Source organism: Halopseudomonas sp. L-58 (assembly GCF_056859475.1).
Map to the genome: position 1 here is coordinate 22835 of NZ_JBSXON010000027.1, position 23543 is coordinate 46377.

General features: G+C 61.4%; 22 protein-coding genes and 1 tRNA gene. 6 read left to right on the forward strand and 17 right to left on the reverse strand.

The genetic code is table 11. The annotated features are described in order from the left end of the window. Window positions 1-206: 206 nt before the first annotated feature. The 5 genes from secF to queA are packed head-to-tail and all read right to left on the reverse strand — an operon-like array spanning window position 207 to window position 5625. A complete protein-coding gene (gene secF / locus AC13EY_RS01475; RefSeq protein ID WP_228247500.1) occupies window positions 207-1121 on the reverse strand; it encodes a protein translocase subunit SecF in 915 nt (304 codons plus the stop codon). 10 nt (window positions 1122-1131) lie between these two features. Continuing rightward, entirely contained in the window at window positions 1132-3000 is a 1869-nt protein-coding gene (gene secD, locus AC13EY_RS01480) for a protein translocase subunit SecD (RefSeq protein ID WP_228247501.1), read from the reverse strand. Between the two features lie 60 nt (window positions 3001-3060). Beyond that, window positions 3061-3393: a preprotein translocase subunit YajC gene (gene yajC / locus AC13EY_RS01485; RefSeq protein ID WP_088274707.1), complete on the reverse strand. Its 333-nt coding sequence runs from the start codon at window positions 3391-3393 to the stop codon at window positions 3061-3063. 58 nt (window positions 3394-3451) lie between these two features. After that, entirely contained in the window at window positions 3452-4570 is a 1119-nt protein-coding gene (gene tgt, locus AC13EY_RS01490; protein WP_228247515.1) for a tRNA guanosine(34) transglycosylase Tgt, read from the reverse strand. Between the two features lie 5 nt (window positions 4571-4575). Then, on the reverse strand, window positions 4576-5625 hold the full coding sequence (gene queA / locus AC13EY_RS01495) for a tRNA preQ1(34) S-adenosylmethionine ribosyltransferase-isomerase QueA (protein ID WP_228247502.1): 1050 nt from the start codon (window positions 5623-5625) through the stop codon (window positions 4576-4578). A 153-nt stretch (window positions 5626-5778) separates the two neighbouring features. On the opposite strand from queA, the gene AC13EY_RS01500 reads away from it, so the two are divergent. Next, window positions 5779-5865: transfer RNA gene (locus tag AC13EY_RS01500), tRNA-Leu, on the forward strand. 40 nt (window positions 5866-5905) lie between these two features. Here AC13EY_RS01500 and AC13EY_RS01505 read toward each other — a convergent pair. The 5 genes from AC13EY_RS01505 to AC13EY_RS01525 form a co-directional block, all read right to left on the reverse strand. Then, window positions 5906-7783 carry a DUF7844 domain-containing protein gene (locus AC13EY_RS01505; protein WP_228247516.1) on the reverse strand — a complete coding sequence of 626 codons (1878 nt, stop codon included), beginning with the start codon at window positions 7781-7783 and terminating at the stop codon, window positions 5906-5908. Between the two features lie 5 nt (window positions 7784-7788). Beyond that, complete coding sequence (locus AC13EY_RS01510) at window positions 7789-8100, reverse strand: DUF2388 domain-containing protein (RefSeq protein ID WP_228247503.1); 312 nt, start codon at window positions 8098-8100, stop codon at window positions 7789-7791. Window positions 8101-8173: 73 nt separating this feature from the next. Further along, on the reverse strand, window positions 8174-8890 hold the full coding sequence (locus AC13EY_RS01515; RefSeq protein ID WP_228247504.1) for a ZIP family metal transporter: 717 nt from the start codon (window positions 8888-8890) through the stop codon (window positions 8174-8176). 75 nt (window positions 8891-8965) lie between these two features. Further along, window positions 8966-9913, reverse strand: a complete 948-nt coding sequence (trxB, locus tag AC13EY_RS01520; RefSeq protein ID WP_228247505.1) for a thioredoxin-disulfide reductase — start codon at window positions 9911-9913, stop codon at window positions 8966-8968. A gap of 105 nt (window positions 9914-10018) precedes the next feature. Then, the gene (locus AC13EY_RS01525) at window positions 10019-10618 is read right to left on the reverse strand and encodes a peroxiredoxin (protein WP_088274697.1); all 600 of its coding nucleotides are present in this window, start codon (window positions 10616-10618) and stop codon (window positions 10019-10021) included. A 152-nt stretch (window positions 10619-10770) separates the two neighbouring features. Between AC13EY_RS01525 and cysZ the strand changes: the two genes are divergently transcribed. Together cysZ and AC13EY_RS01535 are read left to right on the forward strand one after the other, a co-directional pair. Then, the gene (cysZ, locus tag AC13EY_RS01530; RefSeq protein WP_228247506.1) at window positions 10771-11514 is read left to right on the forward strand and encodes a sulfate transporter CysZ; all 744 of its coding nucleotides are present in this window, start codon (window positions 10771-10773) and stop codon (window positions 11512-11514) included. Window positions 11515-11567: 53 nt separating this feature from the next. Next, on the forward strand, window positions 11568-12764 hold the full coding sequence (locus tag AC13EY_RS01535) for a glycosyltransferase family 4 protein (protein WP_228247507.1): 1197 nt from the start codon (window positions 11568-11570) through the stop codon (window positions 12762-12764). A 22-nt stretch (window positions 12765-12786) separates the two neighbouring features. Here the strand turns inward: AC13EY_RS01535 and AC13EY_RS01540 are convergent, their stop codons facing one another. The 3 genes from AC13EY_RS01540 to AC13EY_RS01550 form a co-directional block, all read right to left on the reverse strand. Then, window positions 12787-13896, reverse strand: a complete 1110-nt coding sequence (locus tag AC13EY_RS01540; RefSeq protein ID WP_228247508.1) for an NADH:flavin oxidoreductase — start codon at window positions 13894-13896, stop codon at window positions 12787-12789. Between the two features lie 84 nt (window positions 13897-13980). Further along, complete coding sequence (locus AC13EY_RS01545) at window positions 13981-14568, reverse strand: TetR/AcrR family transcriptional regulator (RefSeq protein ID WP_088274903.1); 588 nt, start codon at window positions 14566-14568, stop codon at window positions 13981-13983. A gap of 154 nt (window positions 14569-14722) precedes the next feature. Then, entirely contained in the window at window positions 14723-15208 is a 486-nt protein-coding gene (locus AC13EY_RS01550) for an FKBP-type peptidyl-prolyl cis-trans isomerase (RefSeq protein ID WP_088274689.1), read from the reverse strand. A 164-nt stretch (window positions 15209-15372) separates the two neighbouring features. Between AC13EY_RS01550 and AC13EY_RS01555 the strand changes: the two genes are divergently transcribed. The 3 genes from AC13EY_RS01555 to AC13EY_RS01565 are packed head-to-tail and all read left to right on the forward strand — an operon-like array spanning window position 15373 to window position 19676. Next, window positions 15373-16572: an acetate/propionate family kinase gene (locus AC13EY_RS01555; protein WP_228247509.1), complete on the forward strand. Its 1200-nt coding sequence runs from the start codon at window positions 15373-15375 to the stop codon at window positions 16570-16572. A 2-nt stretch (window positions 16573-16574) separates the two neighbouring features. Continuing rightward, window positions 16575-18710, forward strand: a complete 2136-nt coding sequence (gene pta / locus AC13EY_RS01560) for a phosphate acetyltransferase (RefSeq protein WP_228247517.1) — start codon at window positions 16575-16577, stop codon at window positions 18708-18710. Between the two features lie 45 nt (window positions 18711-18755). Next, a complete protein-coding gene (locus AC13EY_RS01565; RefSeq protein WP_228247510.1) occupies window positions 18756-19676 on the forward strand; it encodes an acyltransferase in 921 nt (306 codons plus the stop codon). A gap of 418 nt (window positions 19677-20094) precedes the next feature. On the opposite strand, the gene AC13EY_RS01570 is transcribed toward AC13EY_RS01565, so the two are convergent. From AC13EY_RS01570 to AC13EY_RS01585, 4 genes are all read right to left on the reverse strand, one after another. Continuing rightward, window positions 20095-20748 (reverse strand): YiaD family glycine zipper/OmpA-like lipoprotein, encoded by a 654-nt coding sequence (locus tag AC13EY_RS01570; RefSeq protein ID WP_088274683.1) that lies wholly within the window; start codon window positions 20746-20748, stop codon window positions 20095-20097. Between the two features lie 68 nt (window positions 20749-20816). Then, window positions 20817-21458, reverse strand: coding sequence for an MBL fold metallo-hydrolase (locus AC13EY_RS01575; protein WP_228247511.1), 642 nt, complete (start codon window positions 21456-21458; stop codon window positions 20817-20819). Window positions 21459-21632: 174 nt separating this feature from the next. Further along, on the reverse strand, window positions 21633-22994 hold the full coding sequence (locus tag AC13EY_RS01580; RefSeq protein WP_228247512.1) for a DUF1329 domain-containing protein: 1362 nt from the start codon (window positions 22992-22994) through the stop codon (window positions 21633-21635). Window positions 22995-23413: 419 nt separating this feature from the next. After that, a partial coding sequence (locus tag AC13EY_RS01585) for a transposase (RefSeq protein ID WP_482875955.1) occupies window positions 23414-23543 on the reverse strand: 130 nt, incomplete at its 5' end.

Genomic DNA, 23543 nt, shown 5'->3' on the forward strand with positions numbered 1-23543 from the left:
ACAAAAAGGCCCACATCCTGACCGGTGTGGGCCTTTTTTTGAGCTGCAAGCTACAAGCCGTAAGCTTCAAGCCAACCCAAAACAAAAAAACCCGCGCCGGATTCAGTTCCGACGCGGGTTTTCTTGCCGCTTGTAGCTTGTAGCTTGTAGCTTGCGGCTTGAAGCTTACCTCTTGAGGCTTGCCGCTGCGCCGGCGAAGCCGGCGCTCAGGGCCTATCGTCGACCGCTTCTTCCACCTGCGGCGGGATGAGATCATCCCGGGTGAGTTTCATGGTCACCAGCAGGCCACCGGCGATATAGATGGAGGAATAGGTACCCACACCCACACCGATCAGCAGCGCCGTGGCGAAGCCGTGAATATTTTCACCACCGAACCAGAACAGCGCCAGCAGCACCAGGATGGTCGAGAACGAGGTGGCCATGGTTCGACCGAGCGTCTGGGTGGTCGAGATGTTGATGATGTCGGTTAGCTCGGTCTGACGCATCAGACGCATGTTCTCACGCACCCGGTCGAACACCACGATGGTGTCGTTCAACGAGTAGCCGATCACTGCCAGAATCGCCGCGAGCACCGTCAAGTCGAACGAAATCCCGAAAAACGAGAACACCCCGAGGGTAAAGATCACGTCGTGGACCAGCGCCAGAATCGCCGCCACCGCGAACTTCATCTGGAAGCGCAGAGAGACATACAGCAGGATGCCGGCGATCGCCACCAGCATACCCAGACCGCCCTGATCACGCAGCTCTTCACCCACCTGCGGACCGATAAACTCGACCCGCTTGACCGATACATCACTGCCATCGGTGGTCTTGATCATCTGGGCCACCTGGTTACCCAGATTCGGGTCATCGCTGGGCAGACGGATCAGCACGTCGGTAGAAGCACCGAAGTTTTGCACCACGGCATCGCCCCAGCCATTCTCGCGCAGCGTGGCGCGAATGGCTTCAAGATCAGCCGCCTCGCTGTAGTTCAGCTCCACCAGCGCACCGCCGGTGAAGTCCAGACCCAGGTTCAACTGCTTGACCGCCAGGCTGCCGACCGACGCCAGCATCAGCGCAACGGCAACCACATAGAAGAACTTGCGCAGGCGGAGGAAATTAATGGTTTTACGAATGTTCATCGGTGTTTCCTCACAGCCAGAGCTTTTTGATGTCGCGACCGCCAACGGTCAGATTGACCAAAGCGCGAGTCACCATGATGGCACTGAACATGGAGGTCACAATCCCCAGCGACAGGGTTACGGCGAAGCCCTTGATCGGACCGGAGCCCATGGCAAACAGAATGACCCCGACCAACAGGGTAGTCAGGTTACCGTCCACGATGGCTGAAAATGCCTTGTCAAAGCCTTCATGCACCGCGCGCTGTGGCGACATGCCGTTGGCGATCTCTTCCTTGATACGGGAGAAGATCAGCACGTTGGCATCCACCGCCATACCCAGCGTCAGCACGATACCGGCGATACCAGGCAGGGTCAGAGTGGCGCCGAGCATCGACATCAACGCCAGCAGCAGCACCAGATTGAAGCTCAATGCGATACCGGCAAACACACCAAAGGCGCGATAGACCAGTACCATGAACACCAGCACCAGGGCAAAGCCGACCTGAGTGGCAGTCACACCCTTGGCGATATTCTCTGCCCCCAGGCTCGGGCCGATCGTACGCTCTTCAACGAAGTGCATCGGGGCCGCCAGACCGCCGGCACGCAGCAGCAGCGCCAGTTCGGAGGCCTCAGCCGGCGAGTCCAGACCGGTGATGCGGAACTGATTGCCCAGCGCGCTCTGGATGGTGGCCAGACTGATAATCGATTTTTCCTCGACGAACGCCGGAATCTCGACCTCCTGCATCACACCATCAACTTCCTGCATAACCTTGCGGTTGACCTGCCGCTGTTCAATGAACAGCACCGCCATGCCCCGACCGATATTGCTGCGGGTGGCACGGTTCATCAACTCGCCGCCGTGGCTGTCGAGGTTGATATTGACCTGCGGGCGACCGTTCTCGTCGTAGTTGGAACGGGCGTCGGTGACCTGGTCACCGGTAATGATGATGCTGCGCTCAACGTCGGCCGTACGCCCCTCTGCGCTGCGGAAGGCAAAGGACTCGGTGGTTGCGCGCGGCGCATCAGGCTCGGCCGCCAGACGAAACTCCAGGTTGGCGGTCTTGCCCAGAACCCGCTTGGCCTCAGCGGTATCCTGCACGCCCGGCAACTCCACTACGATACGGTTGGCACCCTGACGCTGCACCAGCGGCTCAGCCACCCCCAGCTCATTGACCCGGTTACGCACGGTAGTCAGGTTCTGCTGCACCGCGTAATCGCGAATCGCAGCCACTTCGGCCTCGGACAGGGTCAGCTGCAATACAGCCTGATCCTTGAGCTCGGCATTGGCAGTCACAAACTGGTTGTACTTGCCGGCAATCAGGCGACGGGCTTCACTGCGCTGGTCTTCGTCGGCAAAGCCGAACTGCAGGGTGTTGCCCTGGGTCGGCAGACTGCGATAGCGAATCCCCTCAGAGCGCATCAGGCCCCGCAGCTCACTCTGGTAGACATTGACCCGAGACTCGATGGCCTTGTCCATGTCGACCTGCAGCAGAAAGTGCACACCACCGGACAGGTCCAGACCCAGTGTCATGGGGCCAGCCCCAATTGCAGACAGCCAGTCCGGCGTGGTCTGCGCCAGGTTTTGCGCCACAACATAGCGCGCGCCGAGCGCGTCACGGACAACATCCTGCGCCTTCAACTGATCACTGCGATTAACCAGACGCACCAGGCCGGAGCGGCCGTTGGCACCCAGTTCGGTGCCCTTGGTCGGCAGATTGGCCGCAGCCAGCGCCTGCTCGATGCGGTCAAGATCAGCCTGATCGATGACCTGAGTGGAGCTGGCGCCGGAGATCTGAATGGCAGGGTCGTCGGGATAAAGGTTCGGCAACGCATAGATCACGCCCAGTGCAAGCACGGTCACGATCAGCAGGTATTTCCAGAGGGGATAACGGTTGAGCATATCAGGGCCTGATAGCAGTCCGGGCGCCTGATGGCGCCCGGAACGGGGTCTGCGAGGTAATTAGATGGCTTTCAGCGTGCCCTTGGGCAGGACAGCAACAATGGAGCCTTTCTGGAATTTCAGTTCCTGGCTATCACCCACTTCCAGCACGACGAACTCGTCGGTCACTTTCTTGACCTTGCCCAGAATGCCGCCACCGGTTACTACTTCATCACCGGTCGACAGGCCCGCCAGCAGGTTCTTGTGCTCTTTGGCACGCTTGGCCTGGGGGCGCCAGATCATCAGATAGAAGATGACCACGAAGCCGATCAGAAAAATCCACTCAAAACCGGTACCCGCCGGTGCGGCGCCACCTGCAGACTGTGCCATGGCGGCGGGGATGAAAAAGCTCATGTGACGCTCCTGTTATTGAACTGCGAAAAATCGGTTATGGGGGCGCTCCGGCCGCCATTCAAGGCTCAAGCGGCGGTACCGGCCGGCCCAGTTTGGCGTAGAAGTTTTCCACAAAGGCGGTCAATGTACCCTGTTGAATGGCACCGCGCAAACCTGCCATAAGCCGCTGATAATGCCGCAGGTTATGGATGGTATTGAGCATGCTGCCGAGCATTTCGCCGCACTTGTCCAGGTGATGCAGATAGGCGCGGGAGAAGTGCTGGCAGGTGTAGCAATCACAGGCCGGATCCAGCGGCGACTCATCGTGGCGATGTACCGCGTTGCGGATCTTGATCACGCCCGCCTCGGTGAACAGGTGCCCGTTGCGCGCATTGCGGCTGGGCATCACGCAGTCGAACATGTCCACGCCGCGGCGCACACCTTCTACCAGATCCTCGGGTTTGCCTACTCCCATCAGGTAACGGGGTTTTTCCGGCGGCATGTGGCCCGGCAGAAAATCCAGCACGCGGATCATTTCTTCCTTCGGCTCGCCGACCGACAGACCACCGATCGCCAGGCCGTCAAAACCGATCTCGCTCAACCCTTCCAGCGAGCGCAAGCGCAACTCTTCGTGCATACCGCCCTGAATGATGCCGAACAGCGCTGACGGATTATCGCCGTGGGCCTGCTTGGAGCGCTTGGCCCAGCGCAACGACAGCTCCATCGAGCGACGAGCCGTATCCAGATCCGCCGGATAGGGCGTGCACTCATCAAAGATCATGACGATGTCCGAGCCCAGCGCGCGCTGCACCTGCATGGATTCTTCCGGCCCCATGAACACCTTGGCACCATCAACCGGCGAGGAGAAGTACACCCCCTCCTCTTTGATCTTGCGCATGGCACCCAGACTGAATACCTGAAAGCCGCCGGAGTCGGTCAGAATCGGCCCCTGCCATTGCATGAAATCGTGCAGGTCACCGTGCCTGCGGATCACCTCGGTCCCCGGGCGCAGCCACAGATGGAAGGTATTGCCGAGAATGATCTGCGCACCGATCGCCTCGATATCGCGCGGCAGCATGCCCTTCACCGTACCGTAGGTACCCACCGGCATAAAGGCCGGCGTCTCGACCACCCCGCGGGGGAAGGTCAGCCGACCACGGCGCGCCCTGCCATCGGTGGCAAGCAGTTCAAAGGACATGTGACTCATGACGATACCTCAGGCCCGGTCGGGGCCGGATTGCGGGTGATGAACATCGCATCACCGTAACTGAAAAAACGGTACTTTTCGGCCACCGCTGCACGATAGGCAGCCATGGCCTCGGGATAACCGGCAAACGCCGACACCAGCATCAGCAGGGTCGACTCGGGCAAGTGGAAGTTGGTGACCAGCGCGTCCACCACATGAAACGGCTTGCCCGGATACAGAAAGATGTCCGTGTCGCCACTGAACGGTTTGAGCACGCCATCGCGAGCAGCCGACTCGAGCGAGCGCACACTGGTGGTACCCACCGCGATCACCCGCCCGCCGCGCGCCTTGCAGGCCTCGACCGCAGCCACGACCTCGGGCGCAACCTCCAGCCACTCCTGATGCATGACGTGCTCTTCGATCTTGTCGACCCGCACAGGCTGGAACGTACCCGCGCCGACATGCAGGGTGACCTCCGCCGTCTCCACGCCCAACTCGGCGACGGCATCGAGCAGCGGTCGGTCGAAATGCAGCCCGGCGGTCGGCGCCGCTACGGCACCTTCGCGCTTTGCATACACCGTCTGATAGCGCTCGCGGTCCGCCTCGTCATCAGGGCGATCGATGTAGGGCGGCAGCGGCATGTGACCGACCCGCTGCAGCAACGGCAATACCGGCTCGGCAAAACGCAGCTCGAACAGCGCATCATGGCGTGCCACCATCTCGGCCTCGGCGCCACCATCGATCAGGATACGGCTGCCCGGCTTGGGGGATTTGCTGGAACGAATGTGCGCCAGCACCCGAAACTCGTCGACTACTCGTTCAACCAGCACTTCCAGCGCACCGCCGGTCTCCTTGCGACCAAACAGGCGGGCCGGAATTACCCGGGTATTGTTGAACACCATCAAATCGCCGGGGCGCAGATACTCGAGCAGATCGACAAATTGACGGTGAGCCAGCTGGCCGGTCGGCCCGTCGAGGCACAACAACCGACTGGCGCGCCGCTCGGCCAGCGGATGCCGTGCGATCAGCTCATCGGGCAGGTCGAAATGAAAGTCACTGAGACGCATGCGCTAAGGAAGTCCGGAGTTACCTGGGAAAGGGCGCTATGGTAGCCGAAAACCGCTGCCACGGCGATCAGCCAGCGCGCACAGGATTGACCGAGACCGTTCGGGCTCCGTATACTCCGCGCCAGCCAGCGTACGCTCGTACGCACCTGCATTGCCCCGATGGCGGAATTGGTAGACGCGGCGGATTCAAAATCCGTTTCTGGTGACAGAGTGGGAGTTCGATTCTCCCTCGGGGCACCATTCGATCCCAACGAATGGATTTCAGCACATTCTCTCCCGGTTATTTCTCAACGCTTTTCAGTCGTCGGACCTGCGCATGCAACCGTTCAAGATTGCGCTGCCCGGCCGCCAGACGTTGCTGCTGCTCAGCCGACAGCAGCGCGGGCAATACCGATTCCAGCTGGCCTTCCAACCCCAGCAATACGTTCTTGCGCTGATCGCCAAGCTGACTCAACGCCTGCCATTCTTCCGGCTGCGGCAGACCATAACCCTCAGCCAGCAAATCCGCAGGACGGCTGAGAAATCCACGTTCGCGAAGCAGTGCTGCAACCAGCTCTCCAGCGGCGCGCACACTCTCCTCACTATCGGCACCGCGCAGATAACGCACCTTCAGGGCATGCTGCGCGTCAATAAGCTGCCGTCGCAGTGCTGCCTGCTCAAGCAGTAATAACGCCGCCGTCGAACGCAAATCGGCGTGGTCAAACCACCGCGCACGCGCCTCGGGAGGCAGCGCCAGCCACTGCTCAAACCCCGTGACCTGAACCCCCAGCCGCTCGCGCAACAGCGCGAATATCGACCGATAGCGTTCAGCATAGGAATCGAATCGATAGCCCAGGCGCAGGGCCTCGGTCGCATCAGTCAGCACACTGGCGTTTGCCATCCCGCGCGCTTCGAGCAACTGCAGCAGGCCGATCGGTGTCTGGCTTTCGAGATCAATCAGGCGTTCGCTACGACTGCCGGTACGCAACAGCTTGAGCGTCTCGACGGCGCAGTTGTTACCGACGAAAAAGTAACGGCCGTCATATGCCCAATGCAGCTGGGCAGCCTGCTGCACAACGCCCTCAATCTCGCCACGACTCAGTTGCAGCGGCACCGAACGCAGGGAGCGCAACTCCAGCTTGGTGTACTCATCAACCACCTGCGCCAACGGCAGCATGAACAGCCGCGACGGGTACTGCCCCACCAGCCCATCCCAATGCGACAGCTGCACATCGTCAACGTAGGCCCGGAACGACAACACCAGATCCTGCTCAAGGTCGAGCAGGCAGTCCGGCCCACGAGGGCGCCCGGGCGCGCAGACCACCAAGCGCAGCATACTGTGCCCCCAGCGGCTGGCCAGCGTCTGATCCGGCTCTGCCAGCAGGTAATGCACCGCGTACACCCGCTCGGGATCGAGCCATCCGAGCAGCGACTGGTGATTGTCGGCGCCCGCGTTCAGGTAAGGATAGACATCAGGGCAGCGAGTATCGAAGGGCGCCCAGTCAAAGTGTTCAACAAAAAACCGATAGAGAGCTGGCCGCCGACACCCATAACTCGGGTCCAGCAGGAAGTACTCGGCATTAACCGCGACGAATTCGGCAGGACTGCCTAACTCATAGGCATCAGGTGAGCGCAGCAACTGGCGATTTTCGCGCTCACGCCGACCACGGCCACCGACCCACTCGGGCCAGCCGGCCAGATCCAGTAATCGCGGATCATCGCGCAACCGAAAGCGCCGTTCGGTCTGCCCGCGGCAATGGGGCGGCAAGCCTACCGGGCCCTGAGCGTGCTGCCGCGCAGCGCAGCGCCAGTCGAGACCGGCCGGTCCCAACCGGTCATAGAGGTGCGCCAGCTCGTGCACCAGAGTGCGCTGTGCCAACAACTCGTCCTGATCAACCAGCAGGCGCGCGCTCAGCAGAATTTCATGATTAAAGGTCGCGCGCCCCACCACGCGCGGCTTGAGGTCACCTGCCCAGCGCACACTGACGATCTGATCAAGCTGCTCCTTCAGGCGCGGCGGCAGGCGTTCGTCGACCTGTTCGAGCAGGTCGTATGTAAAGCGTTGCTGCTGCGAAGTCAGCCCTGCCAGCTCGGGCTCCAGTCGCAAGGCGGCGCTGATCTGCACACTCCAGATCAGCGCCAGCAGCAAGGCAAACCGACACGGCAAGCCGGTCAACACCTTGCTCAACGGGCCAGAATATCCTCGGCCAGCTGCATATCGGTGGCCGGCGACGCTGGTTGCCGAGCGCGCAAATGCGCCAGTGCAGCCTCCAGATGCACGCCGCGGATCGCACCATCGCTGGCGACAAAGCTGGCCGCATCGTCCCGTGCCTGCAGCACTACCTTGTCGTCCCCCCCGGTAGTGACATTGCTGCTCGACTCGGCACTGTTGGCCAGCGAGGAGCCGATGGCATCAGTAGTACCAATAAAGCTGCTGGCCGAAGCTGTAGCGGCAAGCGAGAACGATGCTGCCACCATCAGATAACGTGATTTCATGTAGTTCGTCCTTTTCATAAGACTCGAAGCCGAGCCCAACTGACCGACAACCGCTCGGCGATCTGCGCCGCGCTCACCCCATCGTCAACTGGTGCCCGACCATGCCCAATACAAACCCGAGCACCGCGCCCATTGGCGGGGCCCACTTGCGTTCCAGCTTCGCCTGCGGGGCGATGTCCTGGAACACTGAATAACAGATGCCGCCGGCGGCAAACAGCATGACCGCCGCCACCGCCTCAGGATAGGCCGCCAGCCAGCCAAACCCAAGCAGCCCGAACAACGGGCCCAGCAGCGCCATCAGGGTAAAGCCCTTGGCAATGCGGCGTATTGGGTAATGGGTGCTGGCCCGCAGTTCTCGGCAGGCGTTGAAGCCCTCGGGCAGATTCTGCAGCGCCATCAGACACGCCAGCAGCAGGCCACTGTGACCACCCGCAGCAAAGGCCGCGCCGAGGGCAATCGACTCGGGCACAAAGTCGGACAGCATTGCGGCCATCTGGCTGGCCGGCGTCTTGTTGCGGTACAGAGCGATATCCAGCCACATGAACGCCAGCCCGCCAACGATAAAACAGCTGGCCGAAGCCAGTGCATCAACCTTGGCAATACCCTCGGGCACCAGCACCAGCGCGACCGCAGACAGCAATGCACCACCGCCAAAGGCGATGATGCCGTGGCGCAGCTCCTGGTCCAGCCACTTGGGCCGCACCCGCTCCACCCCGGCCAGCAGGGCCCCGGCGGGCATTGCCATGCCGGCCATCAGGGTCAGTCCGATTACCACTAGCCAATCTGTCAAATGCGCCTCCCTGCCGAGTATCTGTTGCTCAATAAAAAACCCCGCTGACGCGGGGCTTTCATTGTGAACCAGCGGTTACATCGCGTCGAGGAAGCGCTCTGCATCCAGCGCCGCCATACAGCCGGCGCCGGCCGAGGTGATGGCCTGGCGGTAGATGTGGTCAGCCACGTCACCTGCGGCGAAGACGCCCGGGATGTTGGTCTGGGTGGCGTTGCCTTCGGTACCGCTCTTGATCTTCAGGTAGCCGTCTTTCATCTCCAGCTGACCTTCGAACAGACCGGTGTTGGGGGTATGGCCGATGGCGACAAACACGCCAGCCAGGGCGATATCTTCGGTGCCGCCGGCGTTAAGCGCGATGCGCATGCCGGTCACACCGCTGTCGTCACCCAGCACTTCGTCCAGCGTGGCGTTGAGCTTGAGCTCGATCTTGCCTTCAGCAACACGGGCCATCAGCTTGTCGATCAGAATCTTCTCGGCGCGGAAGGTATCACGGCGATGTACCAGGGTGACCTTTTTGGCGATGTTAGCCAGATACAGCGCCTCTTCCACGGCGGTGTTACCACCACCGATCACGGCGACATCCTGATTGCGGTAAAAGAAGCCGTCACAGGTAGCGCAGGCAGACACGCCCTTGCCCATGAACGCCTCTTCCGACGGCAGGCCGATGTAACGGGCCGACGCGCCGGTGGCGATGATCAGCGCATCACACTTGTACTCACCGCTGTCACCCCACAGGGTGAACGGACGCTGGGTCAGGTCCACCTTGTTGATGTGATCGAACACGATCTCGGTCTCGAAGCGTTCGGCATGCTGACGCATGCGCTCCATCAGCTCCGGCCCCTGCACACCGGCAACGTCGCCCGGCCAGTTATCCACTTCTGTCGTGGTGGTCAGTTGCCCGCCCATCTGCATGCCGGTGATCAGCACCGGATTGAGGTTGGCGCGCGCAGCGTAAACGGCAGCGCTGTAGCCCGCCGGGCCGGAGCCCAGGATGATCAGGCGAGTGTGACGCACTTCAGACATGTAAACCTCCAGTTTCGCCAGCACGCTGGCGGCAAGAATAAAACGGGCAGCCGAGGGTAAGGGGAACCCTGAACAGCAGCGACTGCCCCAAAACCAGTCAGTTGATCAAAGCTCGGCAGCGTGCTCGGCCAGATAGCGGGCAACGCCTTCGGCGCTCTCCTGCATACCTTTCTGGCCCTTGCGCCAGCCGGCCGGGCACACTTCACCGTGCTCTTCGGTAAATTGCAGCGCCTCGATCAGGCGAATCATTTCATCCACTTCACGGCCCAGCGCCAGATTGTTCACCACCTGATGCTGGACGATGCCGTCGCGGTCGATCAGAAACGACGCCCGCAGGGCAACGCCATCTTCATGCTCCACCCCGTAGGCACGGGTAATCTCGTGCTTGACGTCGGCGACCATGGTGAACTCGACCGGGCCAATGCCGCCCTTCTCCACCGGGGTATTACGCCAGGCGTAATGGGTGAACTGAGAGTCCACGGAAACACCGACAACCTCTGCGCCCAGCGCACGGAATTTGTCCATACGGTTGTTATGGGCAATGATCTCCGAGGGGCAGACGAAGGTGAAATCCAGCGGCCAGAAGAACATCACCACGTACTTGCCGCGCAGCGTTGAGAAATCAAAGTGCTCGACAATGCTGCCATCAGCCAATACCGCCGGAGCAACGAAATCCGGCGCGGAACGATTGACCAGAACGCTCATCCAACCCTCCAGAGCAATACAGGCCGCAGCTTATAGCGACCTGAAACAAGTGGAAATTGCAAAGACTGTATCAGCCAAATAGTTTACCCCTATAGTACCCGGCGAAGCACTGCACATTTCTGCAAGACACGTTTCCATCAGGACCCGCACCAATGAAGCAAGTAACGGATGTACTACGTGGCCCCGATTACCTCAAGGAAGGCTGGCAGGTCATCAGGCAACCCGGGCTGCGGCGCTTTGTGATCATCCCGCTGATAGCCAACCTGCTGCTGTTTGCCGCGCTCATCGGCTGGGGAATCCAGCAGTTCAACCTGCTGATGGCCAGACTCATGCCACAGCTCCCGGACTGGGCCGCCTTTGTCGAATGGCTGCTGTGGCCGATGTTTGCACTGGTGGTCCTGCTGGTGCTGTTTTTCGGCTTCAGCGTGCTGGCCAATATCATTGCGTCCCCCTTTTATGGCTTTCTCGCCGAAAAAATTGCCGAGCAGGAGCGCAATGAAGTCAGCCCGCAGACAGGCTGGAAAGACGTCATCGCCGTGATTCCGCACAGCGTCGGTCGCGAACTGCGCAAACTGGCCTATTACCTGCCACGCATGGCCGCTCTTTTGCTGCTGTCACTGATACCGGTGGTCAACCTGATTGCATCGCCGCTGTTGCTGGCCTTCGGGGTCTGGATGATGGCCGTGCAATACGTCGACTACCAGGCCGATAACGACAAGGTCGGCTTCCCCGACATGCTGCGCTGGATGCAGACCCGCCGCAGCCTGTCACTCGGCTTCGGCCTGCCGGTCTACGTTGGCATGCTGATTCCGCTGGTGAACCTGCTGGTAATGCCCGCAGCCGTCGCTGGCTCCACGCTGCTGTGGGTACGTGAGCGCCAGCAACGCGATTCATAAAATGGTCACACCGATGTAACACGGCGATCATGCCCGCTCACCATACTCGGAGCATGACAACATTCCTCGCCCCTGCCCGGCGCTTCGCGCTGGTCACAGAAACCTACCCACCCCAGATCAATGGTGTGGCCAACACCCTTGGCCAGCTATGCAGCGGCCTGCTCGGCCGCCAGCACCAGTTGCAGCTGATCCGTCCGGCACAGCGCGGCGAGCAACCGGGCAGCTCCGCACAGGGCAGTCTGGAGGAGCACCGGGTCCGCGGCTTGCCGATTCCCGGCTACCCATCCCTGCAATGGGGACTGCCTGCCGGGCGCCTGCTCACCCGACTCTGGCGCCAGGCCCGACCGGACGCCGTCTACATTGCAACCGAAGGCCCACTGGGCTGGTCTGCCCTGCGCACCGCCCGACGGCTCGGCATTGCGGTAGTCAGCGGTTTTCATACCAATTTCCAGCAATACAGTGACCACTTTCACCTCGGCCTGCTGCACGAGCCCGCCATGCGCTATCTGCGCTGGTTTCACAACCAGAGCCAGACCACCCTGGTTGCCAGCTCAACCCAGCAGCGCGAGCTGAGCCGGTTGGGCCTGAATCACCTGGGACTGCTGGGTCGCGGCGTCGACTGCGAGCGCTTTCATCCGGCCCGCCGAGACGCCACTCTGCGCGCCAACTGGGGGGTTGGCCCGGATGATCTGGTACTGCTGCATGTCGGCCGCCTGTCACCGGAAAAGAACCCCGAGCTGCTCGCAAGGGCATGGAAAGAAGCCGGGAAGAGCACCCGAGACAGCCACCTGAAGCTGGTCGTCGTTGGCGATGGTCCCTCCCTTGCCGATCTGCAGAAACAGCTGCCGGAGGCGATCTTTACCGGTGCAAAAACGGGTGACGAGTTGGCCCGAATCTATGCCAGCGCCGATATTTTTGTCTTTCCCAGCCTGACCGAAACCTTCGGCAATGTTGTCACCGAGGCCATGGCGTCGGGGCTGGCGGTCTGCGCCTTTGATACCGCCGCAGCCCATCAGCACATTCAGGACCGCTACAGCGGCAGCCTGGCGCCGCCCGCACACGACCGGGTATTCATCGACAATCTGCGCTGGCTGACGGCGGATCAGGAAGGACGTCGCAGCATCCGCCTGCATGCCCGTCATAAGGCCTGCCAGCTGGACTGGAGTGCGGTGGTAACCCGTTTCGAGCGCTATCTTGTGCAGGCCGCCGAACGGCAGCCTGCGCTGACACAGGCACTCCCGAGCAAATAGCCCGGGCGCCTGCCATTGCGAATCAGACCAGAGTCTTGAGCGCGTCGCGGCTGAAGGGCGCGATGTCTTCGAAGCGACCTTCGCGCACCTTGTCGGCCCACTGCGGATCAACCAGCAGCGCGCGGCCAACCGCAACCAGATCAAACTCGTCCGCATCCAGACGTTCCAGCAGACCGTCGATATTGGCGGTCTGGGCAACCTTGTCGGTGTTGACCATGAACTGCAGGAACTCACCGTCCAGACCAACGCTGCCGACGGTAATGCAAGGCTTGCCGGTGATCTTGCGGGTCCAGCCAGCCAGGTTCAGTTCGGAGCTTTCGAACTCCGGCTCCCAGAAGCGGCGCTGCGAGCAGTGGAAGATATCCACGCCAGCGTCAGACAGCGGCGCCAGGAACTGCTCCAGCAGCTCGGGGGTCGGGGCCAGGCGCGCGGTGTAGTCCTGCTGTTTCCACTGGGAGAAACGGAAGATGATCGGATAGTCAGGGCCGACAGCGGCGCGAACTGCCTTGATGATCTCGACGGCGAAGCGACCACGGTTCTCCATGCTGCCGCCGTACTGGTCATCACGCTGGTTGGTACCTTCCCAGAAGAACTGGTCGATCAGGTAACCATGTGCGCCGTGCAGCTCGATGGCGTCAAAGCCAACATCCTTGGCGTCCCTGGCTGCCTTGGCAAACGCCGCAACCACGTCGTCGATGTCCTGCTGGGTCATACCCTTGACCAGCACCTTGCCATCCTTCTGCTTTTCCATCGGACCGTAACCCGGCACATCCCCATCCGGCTCGGTGCCGAGGCGGCGGACGTTGCCGACGTGCCACAACTGCGGCGCAATCTTGCCGCCGGCGGCGTGCACGGCATCAACAACCTGCTTCCAGCCGGCCAGCGCCTCGTCACCATAGAAGTGGGGCACATTCGGGTAGCCGTTGGCCGCGACGTGATCCACCACGGTGCCTTCGGTGATGATCAGACCGACACCGGATTCGGCGCGGCGACGGTAGTAGTCGACCACCGCCTGATTCGGCACGCCCTTGGGCGAGAAGTTACGGGTCATCGGCGCCATCACGATGCGGTTGGACAGCTCCAGATTGCCCAGAGTGAAGGGCTTGAACAGCGGGGTTACGGCTGTGGACATACATAATCTCCTGAACGGGGGGACAGACCAGAGCGCCTGCCAGCAGGCGAGCTGACCAGTCGTCTTGTCTTGATGAAATAGCTTTCAGGGCTGAAGCAGACGCTCCAGCTGCTGAATGAACACGCGCAAGGGACCAATCTGACGATCCGCCTTCATGCGCAACAGGGCACCCTCCCAGGCGGCGCTGATAAACCCGGCCAGTTCCGCCGGATTCTGATCAGCCGCAATCTCGCCTGCGGACTGCGCCTGGGCCAGACAGTCAGCCAGCACCTGATTGGAACGCTGCAGGATGGCACTGGCGGCATAGCCTATAGGCTGGCTTTCCTCCGCCATTTCATGACACAGGCTGCCAATGAAACACTGATGACTGGGCTGTTCCTGGTTGGCGAAATACCCAACCAGATCACGATAGCAACGCAGAACGCGTTCGCGCGGCGACAGCTCGGGCACACTCAGGGCATCGGCAAAACGCTCGATACGCGGCGTGTAGTAGTAGTGCAGCGCCTGAATGGCGAAGTCTTCCTTACTCTCGAAGTAATGATAGAAAGACCCCTTGGGCACACCGGCGCCCTGGGTAATCTCCTGCACGCCAGTGCCGTTATAGCCCTTGCGCAGCATGACGCTGGTACCCGAGGCGAGAATGCGCGCGCGTTTATCTTGAATCGTGTTCATGCCGAGCACTATACGACCGGTCAACTTCACCTGATAGAGCGAAATCACCAATATAAATACCGCTGATAATAATCAATCAGCAGAAAGCAGCAGCGCGTTCCGGCAGGCATAAAAAAACCGGGCCAGGGCCCGGTTCTCATGCTGCCATTACCACTTAGTGGTGATGACCGCCTTCGCCGTGGATATGACCGTGGGCGATTTCTTCTTCGTTGGCGTCACGCACCGCGACAACCTTCACTTCAAAGGTCAGACGCTCGCCAGCCAGCGGATGGTTGCCGTCGACGGTGACTTCATCACCTTCCAGTGCCTTGATGGTGACGATCTGCATGCTGCCATCCGGACCGGAGGCGTGGAACTGCATGCCGACTTCCAGCTCGTCGACACCTTCAAACATGTTGCGACCCAGCACGGCGATCAGCTCGGCGTTGAACTCGCCATAGGCCTCTTCCGGCTCGACGGTTACTTTGACGTCGTCACCGGCCGCCTTGCCTTCCAGCGCCTTTTCCAGGCCCGGAATGATATTGCCGGCACCGTGCAGGTAAACCAGCGGCGCACCACCGACGGACGAATCCAGCACTTCGCCATCGTCATTGGTCAGGGTGTAGTCGATGGACACGGCCTTGTTGGCGGCAATCTGCATAATCTCTTTCCTGTGATTGAGGGTATAAGAGGCCCGAGTGTACGCGTTATGGCACCGAAACGCACGGCTTGACCCGACCAGTGGGTCACCGGAAGATAGCCGAACGCAATCGATATCCGGCGGTCCATAGATGACATCCGGCTGAAAGGAACTCGCACAATCCCATGACAAACAGACTGGTCCTGGTCATCAACGGAGGCAGCTCCTCCATCAAGATGGCGCTGCGCCGCGAAGACACACCGGGCGCCCTGTTCGACGCCATCGCCGAGCGACTGAACACCTCGCAGGCCTGCTACACCACCTCTGACGGTGAGCGCGGCGAGCTCGCCAACGCGACCCATCTGGATGCACTGAACGCCCTGTTACCAATGGTTGAGCGCCATCTTGATCAACCGCTGAGTGCGGTCGGCCACCGGGTGGTCCATGGCGGAGAGCGCTTTACCAGCGCGCAACTGCTCAACGACGACATCATCGCCGGCATCGAAGCCAACGTCCCGCTGGCACCATTGCATAATCCGGCCAACCTGACCGGTATCCGCGCCGCCATGCAGCTGCTGCCGCAGACGCCACAGGTTGCGGTGTTCGATACGGCATTTCACCAAACCATGCCGCCGCACGCCTTCCGCTACGCGCTGCCCGACGAGCTGTACGCCGTGCACGGCGTACGCCGTTACGGCTTTCACGGCACCAGCCACAAATACGTCAGCGATCAGGCCGGTCTGCTGACCGGTCTCGGCAAGGGCAACGGTGCCTGGCTGACCGCCCATCTCGGCAATGGCTGCTCCAGCTGCGCCGTGCAGGACGGACGCAGCATGGACACCAGCATGGGGCTGACGCCCCTTGAGGGCCTGGTCATGGGCACCCGCAGCGGCGACGTTGACCCCAACCTGCACGCCCATCTGGCCCGCACCCTCGGCTGGGACCTGAACCGTATCGAGCAGTTGCTCAACCGCGAGAGCGGACTGCTCGGCCTGTCCGGGCTGTCCAACGACATGCGTGAGCTGGAGCAGGCCCGCGCCGACGGCCATAGCGGCGCGCAGCTGGCGATCGAAGTATTCTGCTACCGCCTGGCTCGCTCGCTGGCCGGTCTGTCGGTTGCCCTGCCGCGTATCGACGGCCTGATCTTTACCGGCGGCATCGGCGAGAACTCAGCGCTGACCCGCGCACTGACCCTAAAGCACCTGGCAGTACTGGGCCTGCGCATCGACCCGGACAACAACAGCGCACTGCCGCGCGGCCAGGCAGGTCGCATCGAGGCAAAAGGGTCACCGGCCATTCTGGTAATTCCTACCGATGAGGAACGCCAGATAGCCGAGGAAAGCCTGGATCTGCTCGATACCCAGCCAAGGAGCCAAACGGCATGAGCCTGCACACGTTTTTCGTCGCGCCGACCGGCTTCGGTGTCGGCCTGACCTCCACCAGCCTCGGCCTGATCCGGGCGCTGGAACGGACCGGCCTCAAGGTGCACTTTCTCAAGCCCATCGCCCAGCCGCACCCCGGGGACGACGGCCCGGAGCGCTCCAGCGAACTGATCAGCCGCACCCTGGGGTTGTCGCCGCCGCCGGCCATGCCGCTGGCGCAGGTTGAACACCAGTTGGCCATGGGCGAGCTGGACGAGGTACTGGAGGAGATTGTCAGCCGCTACCAGCAGGCAGCCGACGGTGCCGATGTGGTGGTGGTTGAAGGGATGGTCCCTACCCGCCAGAGCAACTACGCCGCGCAGATCAATCAGCAACTGGCCAAGAGCCTGGACGCCGACGTGATTCTGGTGACCGCCCCTGACGGCGACGACTTCACCACCCTGGCAGACCGAATCGAGATCAATGCCCAAACCTTCGGCGGCCCCAAACACCCCAAGGTGCTTGGCGTCATCATCAACAAGGTACGGGCACTGGCGACCGATACCGCGACCGACATTCCCGACCGGCCGACACTCAAAAGCACACTCAAGGACTTCGCCCAGAGTCTGCGCGACGCCTCCAGCCGACTGGATACCGACGACTTCCGCCTGATCGGTTGCGTGCCCTGGCAGGACGAGCTGAACGCGCCGCGCACCGCCGATATTGCCGAGCTGCTCAAGGCGACCACCTTCCACGCCGGCGAGATGCAGCAACGGCGGGTGATGGAAATGGCACTGTGCTCGCGCACCGTTCCCAACATCATTCATCTGCTGCGCCCGGGTGCATTGATCGTCACCCCCGGTGATCGCGACGACATCATCATTGCCAGCTCGCTGGCGGCACTGTCCGGCACACCGCTGGCCGGCCTGCTGCTGACCGGCGGCTTTGAACCCAACCCGCGCGTCATCCAACTGTGCCAGCCGGCTCTGGATCAGGGCCTGCCGATTCTCGGCGTGCCGACCGACACCTTTGCCACCGCGACCCAGCTCGACCGCATGAACCGCGAGATTCCGATTGATGATCGCGAGCGCGCCAATAAGGTGACCGATTTTGTTGCCAGCCATATCGACCACGTCTGGCTGGCCAAGCGCTGCGATACGCCACGTGAAAAGCGCATGTCACCACCGGCGTTCCGCTATGAGCTGGTGCGCCAGGCCCAGCATGCAGCCAAGACCATCGTGCTGCCCGAGGGCGACGAGCCGCGTACCGTACAGGCCGCTGCCATCTGCCAGCGCCGCGGCATCGCCAACTGCATTCTGCTGGCCAAGCGCGAGTCGGTTGAAGCCGTTGCCCGCGCCCAGCACATCAGCCTGCCGGAGGGCCTGCAGATCGTCGACCCCGACCAGGTGCGCGAGCGCTACGTGGCGCCCATGGTCAAGCTGCGCGAAGGCAAGGGCCTGAACGAGCCAATGGCGCTGCAACAGCTGGAAGACAACGTGGTGCTGGGCACCATGATGCTGGCACTGGACGAGGTCGACGGGCTGGTGTCCGGCGCCATCCACACCACCGCCAACACCATTCGCCCGGCCTTTCAGTTGATCAAGACCGCCCCCGGTTACAACCTGGTGTCGTCGATCTTTTTCATGCTGCTGCCCGAGCAGGTGCTGGTCTACGGCGACTGCGCGGTCAACCCCGAGCCCAATGCCGAGGAACTGGCCGAAATCGCCATTCAGAGTGCCCGGTCGGCAGAAGCCTTTGGCATCCCCGCACGGGTCGCCATGATCAGCTACTCGACCGGCAGCTCCGGCAGTGGCAGCGAGGTAGAAAAGGTCCGCGAGGCGACCCGCCTGGCCCGCGAGCGGGAGCCCGGACTGTTGCTGGACGGCCCACTCCAGTATGATGCCGCCGCCATCGCCAGCGTCGGCCGCCAGAAGGCGCCGGACAGCCCGGTGGCCGGACAGGCAACGGTATTCGTGTTCCCTGACCTGAACACCGGCAACACCACCTACAAGGCAGTGCAGCGCAGCGCCAACGTGGTAAGCGTCGGCCCCATGCTGCAGGGCCTGCGCAAGCCGGTGAACGACCTGTCACGCGGCGCGCTGGTCGACGATATCGTCTACACCATTGCATTAACCGCGATCCAGGCCTACAACAACGAGTAACCCATAACACGGCCGCCCGCCAGCGGCCCCTGGACGAGCCAACCCATGCTGTCGTTTCTGCCTGCCCCCGTGCGTGGCATTATTGCTGCCCTGCTGCTGGTGCTGAACACCCTGTTTCATGCACCGATTCTCTTCGTATTCGCGCTGATCAAACTGGTGCCCATACCGCCCCTGCGCACCTGGTGTACCCGGGTAATGATCCGCATCGCCGAGTTCTGGATCAGCTGCAACAGCGGCTGGATGGCGCTCAGCGGGCGCACCCGCTGGGATATCGAAGGGCTGGAGCGGCTCGACTACAACGGCTGGTATCTAGTCACCAGCAACCACCAGAGCTGGGTGGATATTCTGGCTCTGCAGCATGTACTCAACCGCCACATGCCCATGCTCAAGTTCTTCCTCAAACAGGAATTGATCTGGGTCCCCATCATCGGCCTGTGCTGGTGGGCGCTCGATTTCCCGTTCATGAAACGCTACACCAAGGCCTACCTGGCCAAGCACCCGGAAAAGGCCGGCCAGGACCTGGCAACGACCCGCAAGGCCTGCGAAAAATTCAAGACCACTCCGGTTGCGGTGTTCAACTTCCTTGAGGGCACCCGCCTGACACCGGCCAAGCACCAGCAACAACAGTCCCCTTTCACCTACCTGCTCAAACCCAAGTCCGGCGGTGTCGCCTTTGTACTGGATGCCATGGGTGAGCAATTGCGCTCGCTGCTGGATATCACCATCCACTACCCCGACGGCAACCCGAGCTTCTGGGACCTGCTGTGCGGGAGGGTCAGGCACGTGGTCATGCACCTTGAACTCAAGCCGATTCCGGCAGCGTTCCTCGGCCGCAACTACCAGGAAGACGAAGCCTTCCGTGCCGAGTTTCAAGCCTGGGTCAACCAGCTGTGGACCGACAAGGACGCCCACCTGGCGCGCCTGCACCAGCAGTACCCGACGCCGATGGATCGCTCGACCCATTGAGTTCTCACGGCAATAAGATGGTTCATCGCGCGAGTCCGGGTGTGATGCGATCCGCTTTTCCAGCGCGATAAACCGAATGCTCTGATGGTGGAGTGCGCACCGGGGTTCGTCCCGTTTACGCGGGCGAGTAGCGCAGGGCTGGCGGGAAAAAGAGTCGCAGCATGTTTGAGGGGCGCAGCCCCGAGTTCTGCGACTCCCCGTCGGCCCGAGCAACGCAGCGAACCCGAAGGGCCGCGTAGCCGGGTGCCCGGGGGGATCGCCAAGGGGGGCCGGGCAAGCGGCCCCCTTTGGCTCGCCGTAAAGGCGAAAGGCTGAATCAGCCCCAGCTCAATAAGGAAGTAATTCCCCCATTAACCCGCGACGAATCCAAAAAAGGCCAACCGGTTTCCCGGTTGGCCTTTTGGCTTGCATGCCGTGATCAGAGCTGACGCAGGGTGATCTCGACGCGACGGTTCTGCGCGCGACCGGCCTCGGTATCGTTGCTGGCGATCGGCTGGCTCGGACCAACACCGGCGCTGCTGATACGCGCACCGCTGACGCCCTGGCCGGCGATATAGGATGCAACACTGGCGGCACGCTCACGCGACAGACGCATGTTCAGCTCCATGGAGCCGGTGCTGTCGGTGTGGCCAACGATGTTGATGCCGTTCTTGTCGAACTCCTGGAACACCTTGACCAGCGAATTCAGCGTCGGATAGAAGCTGCTGGAGATGTCGGAGGAGCCGGAGGCGAAGGTAATGTTGCCCGGCATGACCAGCTGCAGGGTGTCGCCGTTACGGATGACCTGCACGCCGGTGCCGGTCAGCTCCTGACGCAGGCGCTGTTCCTGCTTGTCGACGTAGTAGCCATAGCCACCGCCAGCAGCGCCACCCACGGCCGCGCCGATCAGAGCGCCCTTGGCACGATCATCGCTGCTGGAGGTCGCCGCGCCGATGGCTGCACCGGTCAGCGCGCCAATCCCGCCGTAAACAGCCGACTTACCTGCCTGCTGCTCACCGGTGTAGGGGTTGTTGGTGCACCCGGCAATCATCAGTGCGCAGGCACCCGCAATAATCAAACCTTGGCTTTTCATGGTAATTCCCTTGTTCTGGTTGGTTCTGTGTCCAGCCCGCACAGACTGGAACGGAAAACGCGCGGACATCAGCCGCGAATAAACGGATTCTCGCGAATCTCGTCACCAATGCGGGTGTCGGGCCCGTGCCCGGTCACCACAACCGCATCTTCATCAAGCGTATAGAGTCTTTCGCGAATCGATCGTTCAATCTGACGATAGTCTCCGCCCCACAGATCGGTACGACCGATGCCGCGGCGAAACAGCGTATCACCGGCAATAAGCAACTTGCCCTCCGGGAACCAGAAACTCATCGAGCCCGGGGTATGCCCGGGCGTATGCAGGGCAACACCGCAGCCACAGGCCAGCTCCTCGTCATCCTGCAGCCACTGGTCCGGCGCCGGCGCCGGTTTGTAGGGAATGCCGAACATCTTGCACTGCATTTCCAGACTATCCCAGAGAAACTGGTCTTCCTTGTGCAGATGCAGGGTCGCGCCGGTCAGCTTTTTCAGCTCACCGGAGGCGAGAAAGTGGTCGAGGTGGGCATGGGTGTGAATGATGCTGACCAGCTTGAGCCCCAGCTCGTTCAGACGCTTGACGATAAATTCATGGTCTCCGCCCGGATCAACCACAATCGCCTTCTTGCTGATCGGATCACCAATCAGGGTGCAGTTGCACTGCAGCGGGCCAACGGGAAAGGTTTCACGAATCAGGGCAGGTACTGGGGTCATCTTGCGTCCGGAAAATGGCAATGGGCATACGCCGCGCAACTGGCACGACGGAGACTATCCTGTTCCGGAGTATAGGGAGACTGACGCCCGGCGGCCAGCCGCCGATGCCCAACGCCGCCGGTAGAATGCACAACGCCCGACAGAGCCGGGCGTTGTGTTTACTGCAACGAACGCTTAGCGCACGCCGGACTGACGCAGGGCAGTCGGAGTGAACTCGACACTGGAGGTCTTGTAACCGTAGTTGTAGTTGGCACGCTCTTCGTTGTTTGCGCCCATCACCAGGTAACGGCCGGCGACCAGGTCGTACAGGGTTTCCATGGTGTAGCCCAGCACCTTGTCGGCATAACGCTGAACCGAGTGCGCCTCGGCTACACGCCACAGCTCACCGCGACCATCGTAATGATCAATGTGGGCAGCCTGCCAGGAGTCCTCATCAAGGAACAGATGACGCTTGGCATAGATATGACGCTCACTCGGCTTGACGTTGGCAACCACTTCCCAGACGCGGTGCAGCTCATAACGCGTCAGGTCCTGGTTGATATGGCCGGCCTGGAAGATCTGGTCATATTTGAGTTGCGGCGAGCCCAGCTCGAAGTTGTTGTAGGAGATGAACATTTCGCGCTTGCCAACCAGCTCCCAGTCGTAGCGATCGGGGGCGCCGTTGTACATGTCCAGGTTGTCGGAGGTACGCATGCCGTCGGCCGCAGTACCCGGACCATCGTAGGACACCTGGGGAGCGCGGCGCACGCGACGCTGGCCTGCGTTGTACAACCACGCCATACGCGGCGTCGCTACCTGGTTGATGGTCTCGTGAACCAGCAGAACGTTACCCGCCAGACGCGCCGGATCGGTTACCTGCTGCTTGAAGTAATAGAGCATGTCGGTCGGCGCGCTGGCGTCGTAATCCTCCAGACCGGCCGGTACGGCGTACTCCTCGACAAAACGCACCACGTTGAAGTTGCCATTGGTCTGCGGGGTAGCCTGCACTACGGTGCGCTGAAACGCGTTGCCGCGGTAGCGGGTAATGTGGTTCCAGACGACTTCCAGCCCATCGGCCGGAATCGGGAAGGCATAGGCCAGGCGATAGTCGGTCAGACCATTACCGCCCTGAACCAGCTTGGTGCTGGTCGCGTTGGCAGCCGCAGCGTCGTATACCGCCTGCGGGAAGGCAGCAGAGCGATGGCTGGCAAATACGCGCATCTTGAAGGTGTCGGGGTAGCGCTTGAACATGGCAATCTGGCCCGGCGCCAGGTTCTCGGCATACTGTTCATAGTTGGCTGCGGTGATGACAAACAGCGGCTGCTCACCGGCGTAGGGATTGGCCAGGAAGCCGTTGGCATCGACCGGCGCGGCATCGGCTGCCAGGCCGCCGGTCCACTCGGGAATGGTGCCGGCTGCGTTGCCGGCAACCTCTGCGCCAACCGGGGTCAGGCTGCTGCCCAGCTTGGCGGCGTCCTGCGCGCTGACCGCAGCAAACGCCGTCGGCGCAGCAAGCGCAGTGACCAGAGTCAAAGAAGCAATAGTGATGGGTTTCATGGGTTCGCCCTGTTTTGCTTGGAGTTGTTTGGGGTAACCGGCCATCAGCATGCGCATTGCCACAACCATGACCGGTGTTTATCCCTCAAGGAGCACACACGGTGCCTGCCGTCAGACTTTCAGACGCGCAACATCGCCCGCATTACCCGAAATGATAGACACAGGGGCAACGCAGCGACGGGTTTTATTAGGATTCTTATACGACTTGAGAGGCCAGAGACTCTACTGATTGACTACGAGCTAAGCAAGCCCGTTCGTCCCATCGGGCAAATATAAAAAACCCGCACAAAACCCATAAAACCCACCTAGAACGGGCCATACAGAAACAGACCGAACGGTCACACCGCCACAATGGCGAGACAAAACACCCGTTATGATTCACCTTGCCATGGGTAGCGAACAGGCAAAAAAAAGGTTCTTCACGGATTGCCGGGAAAGTCATTCTTGATCTTCATGAAAAAGAATTCGCTGTCTCGGTAACCGTAGGCCATCCGCTTGATCACCTTGATCCGGTTGTTGATACCTTCCAGCTGACCCGTGTGCATCGGC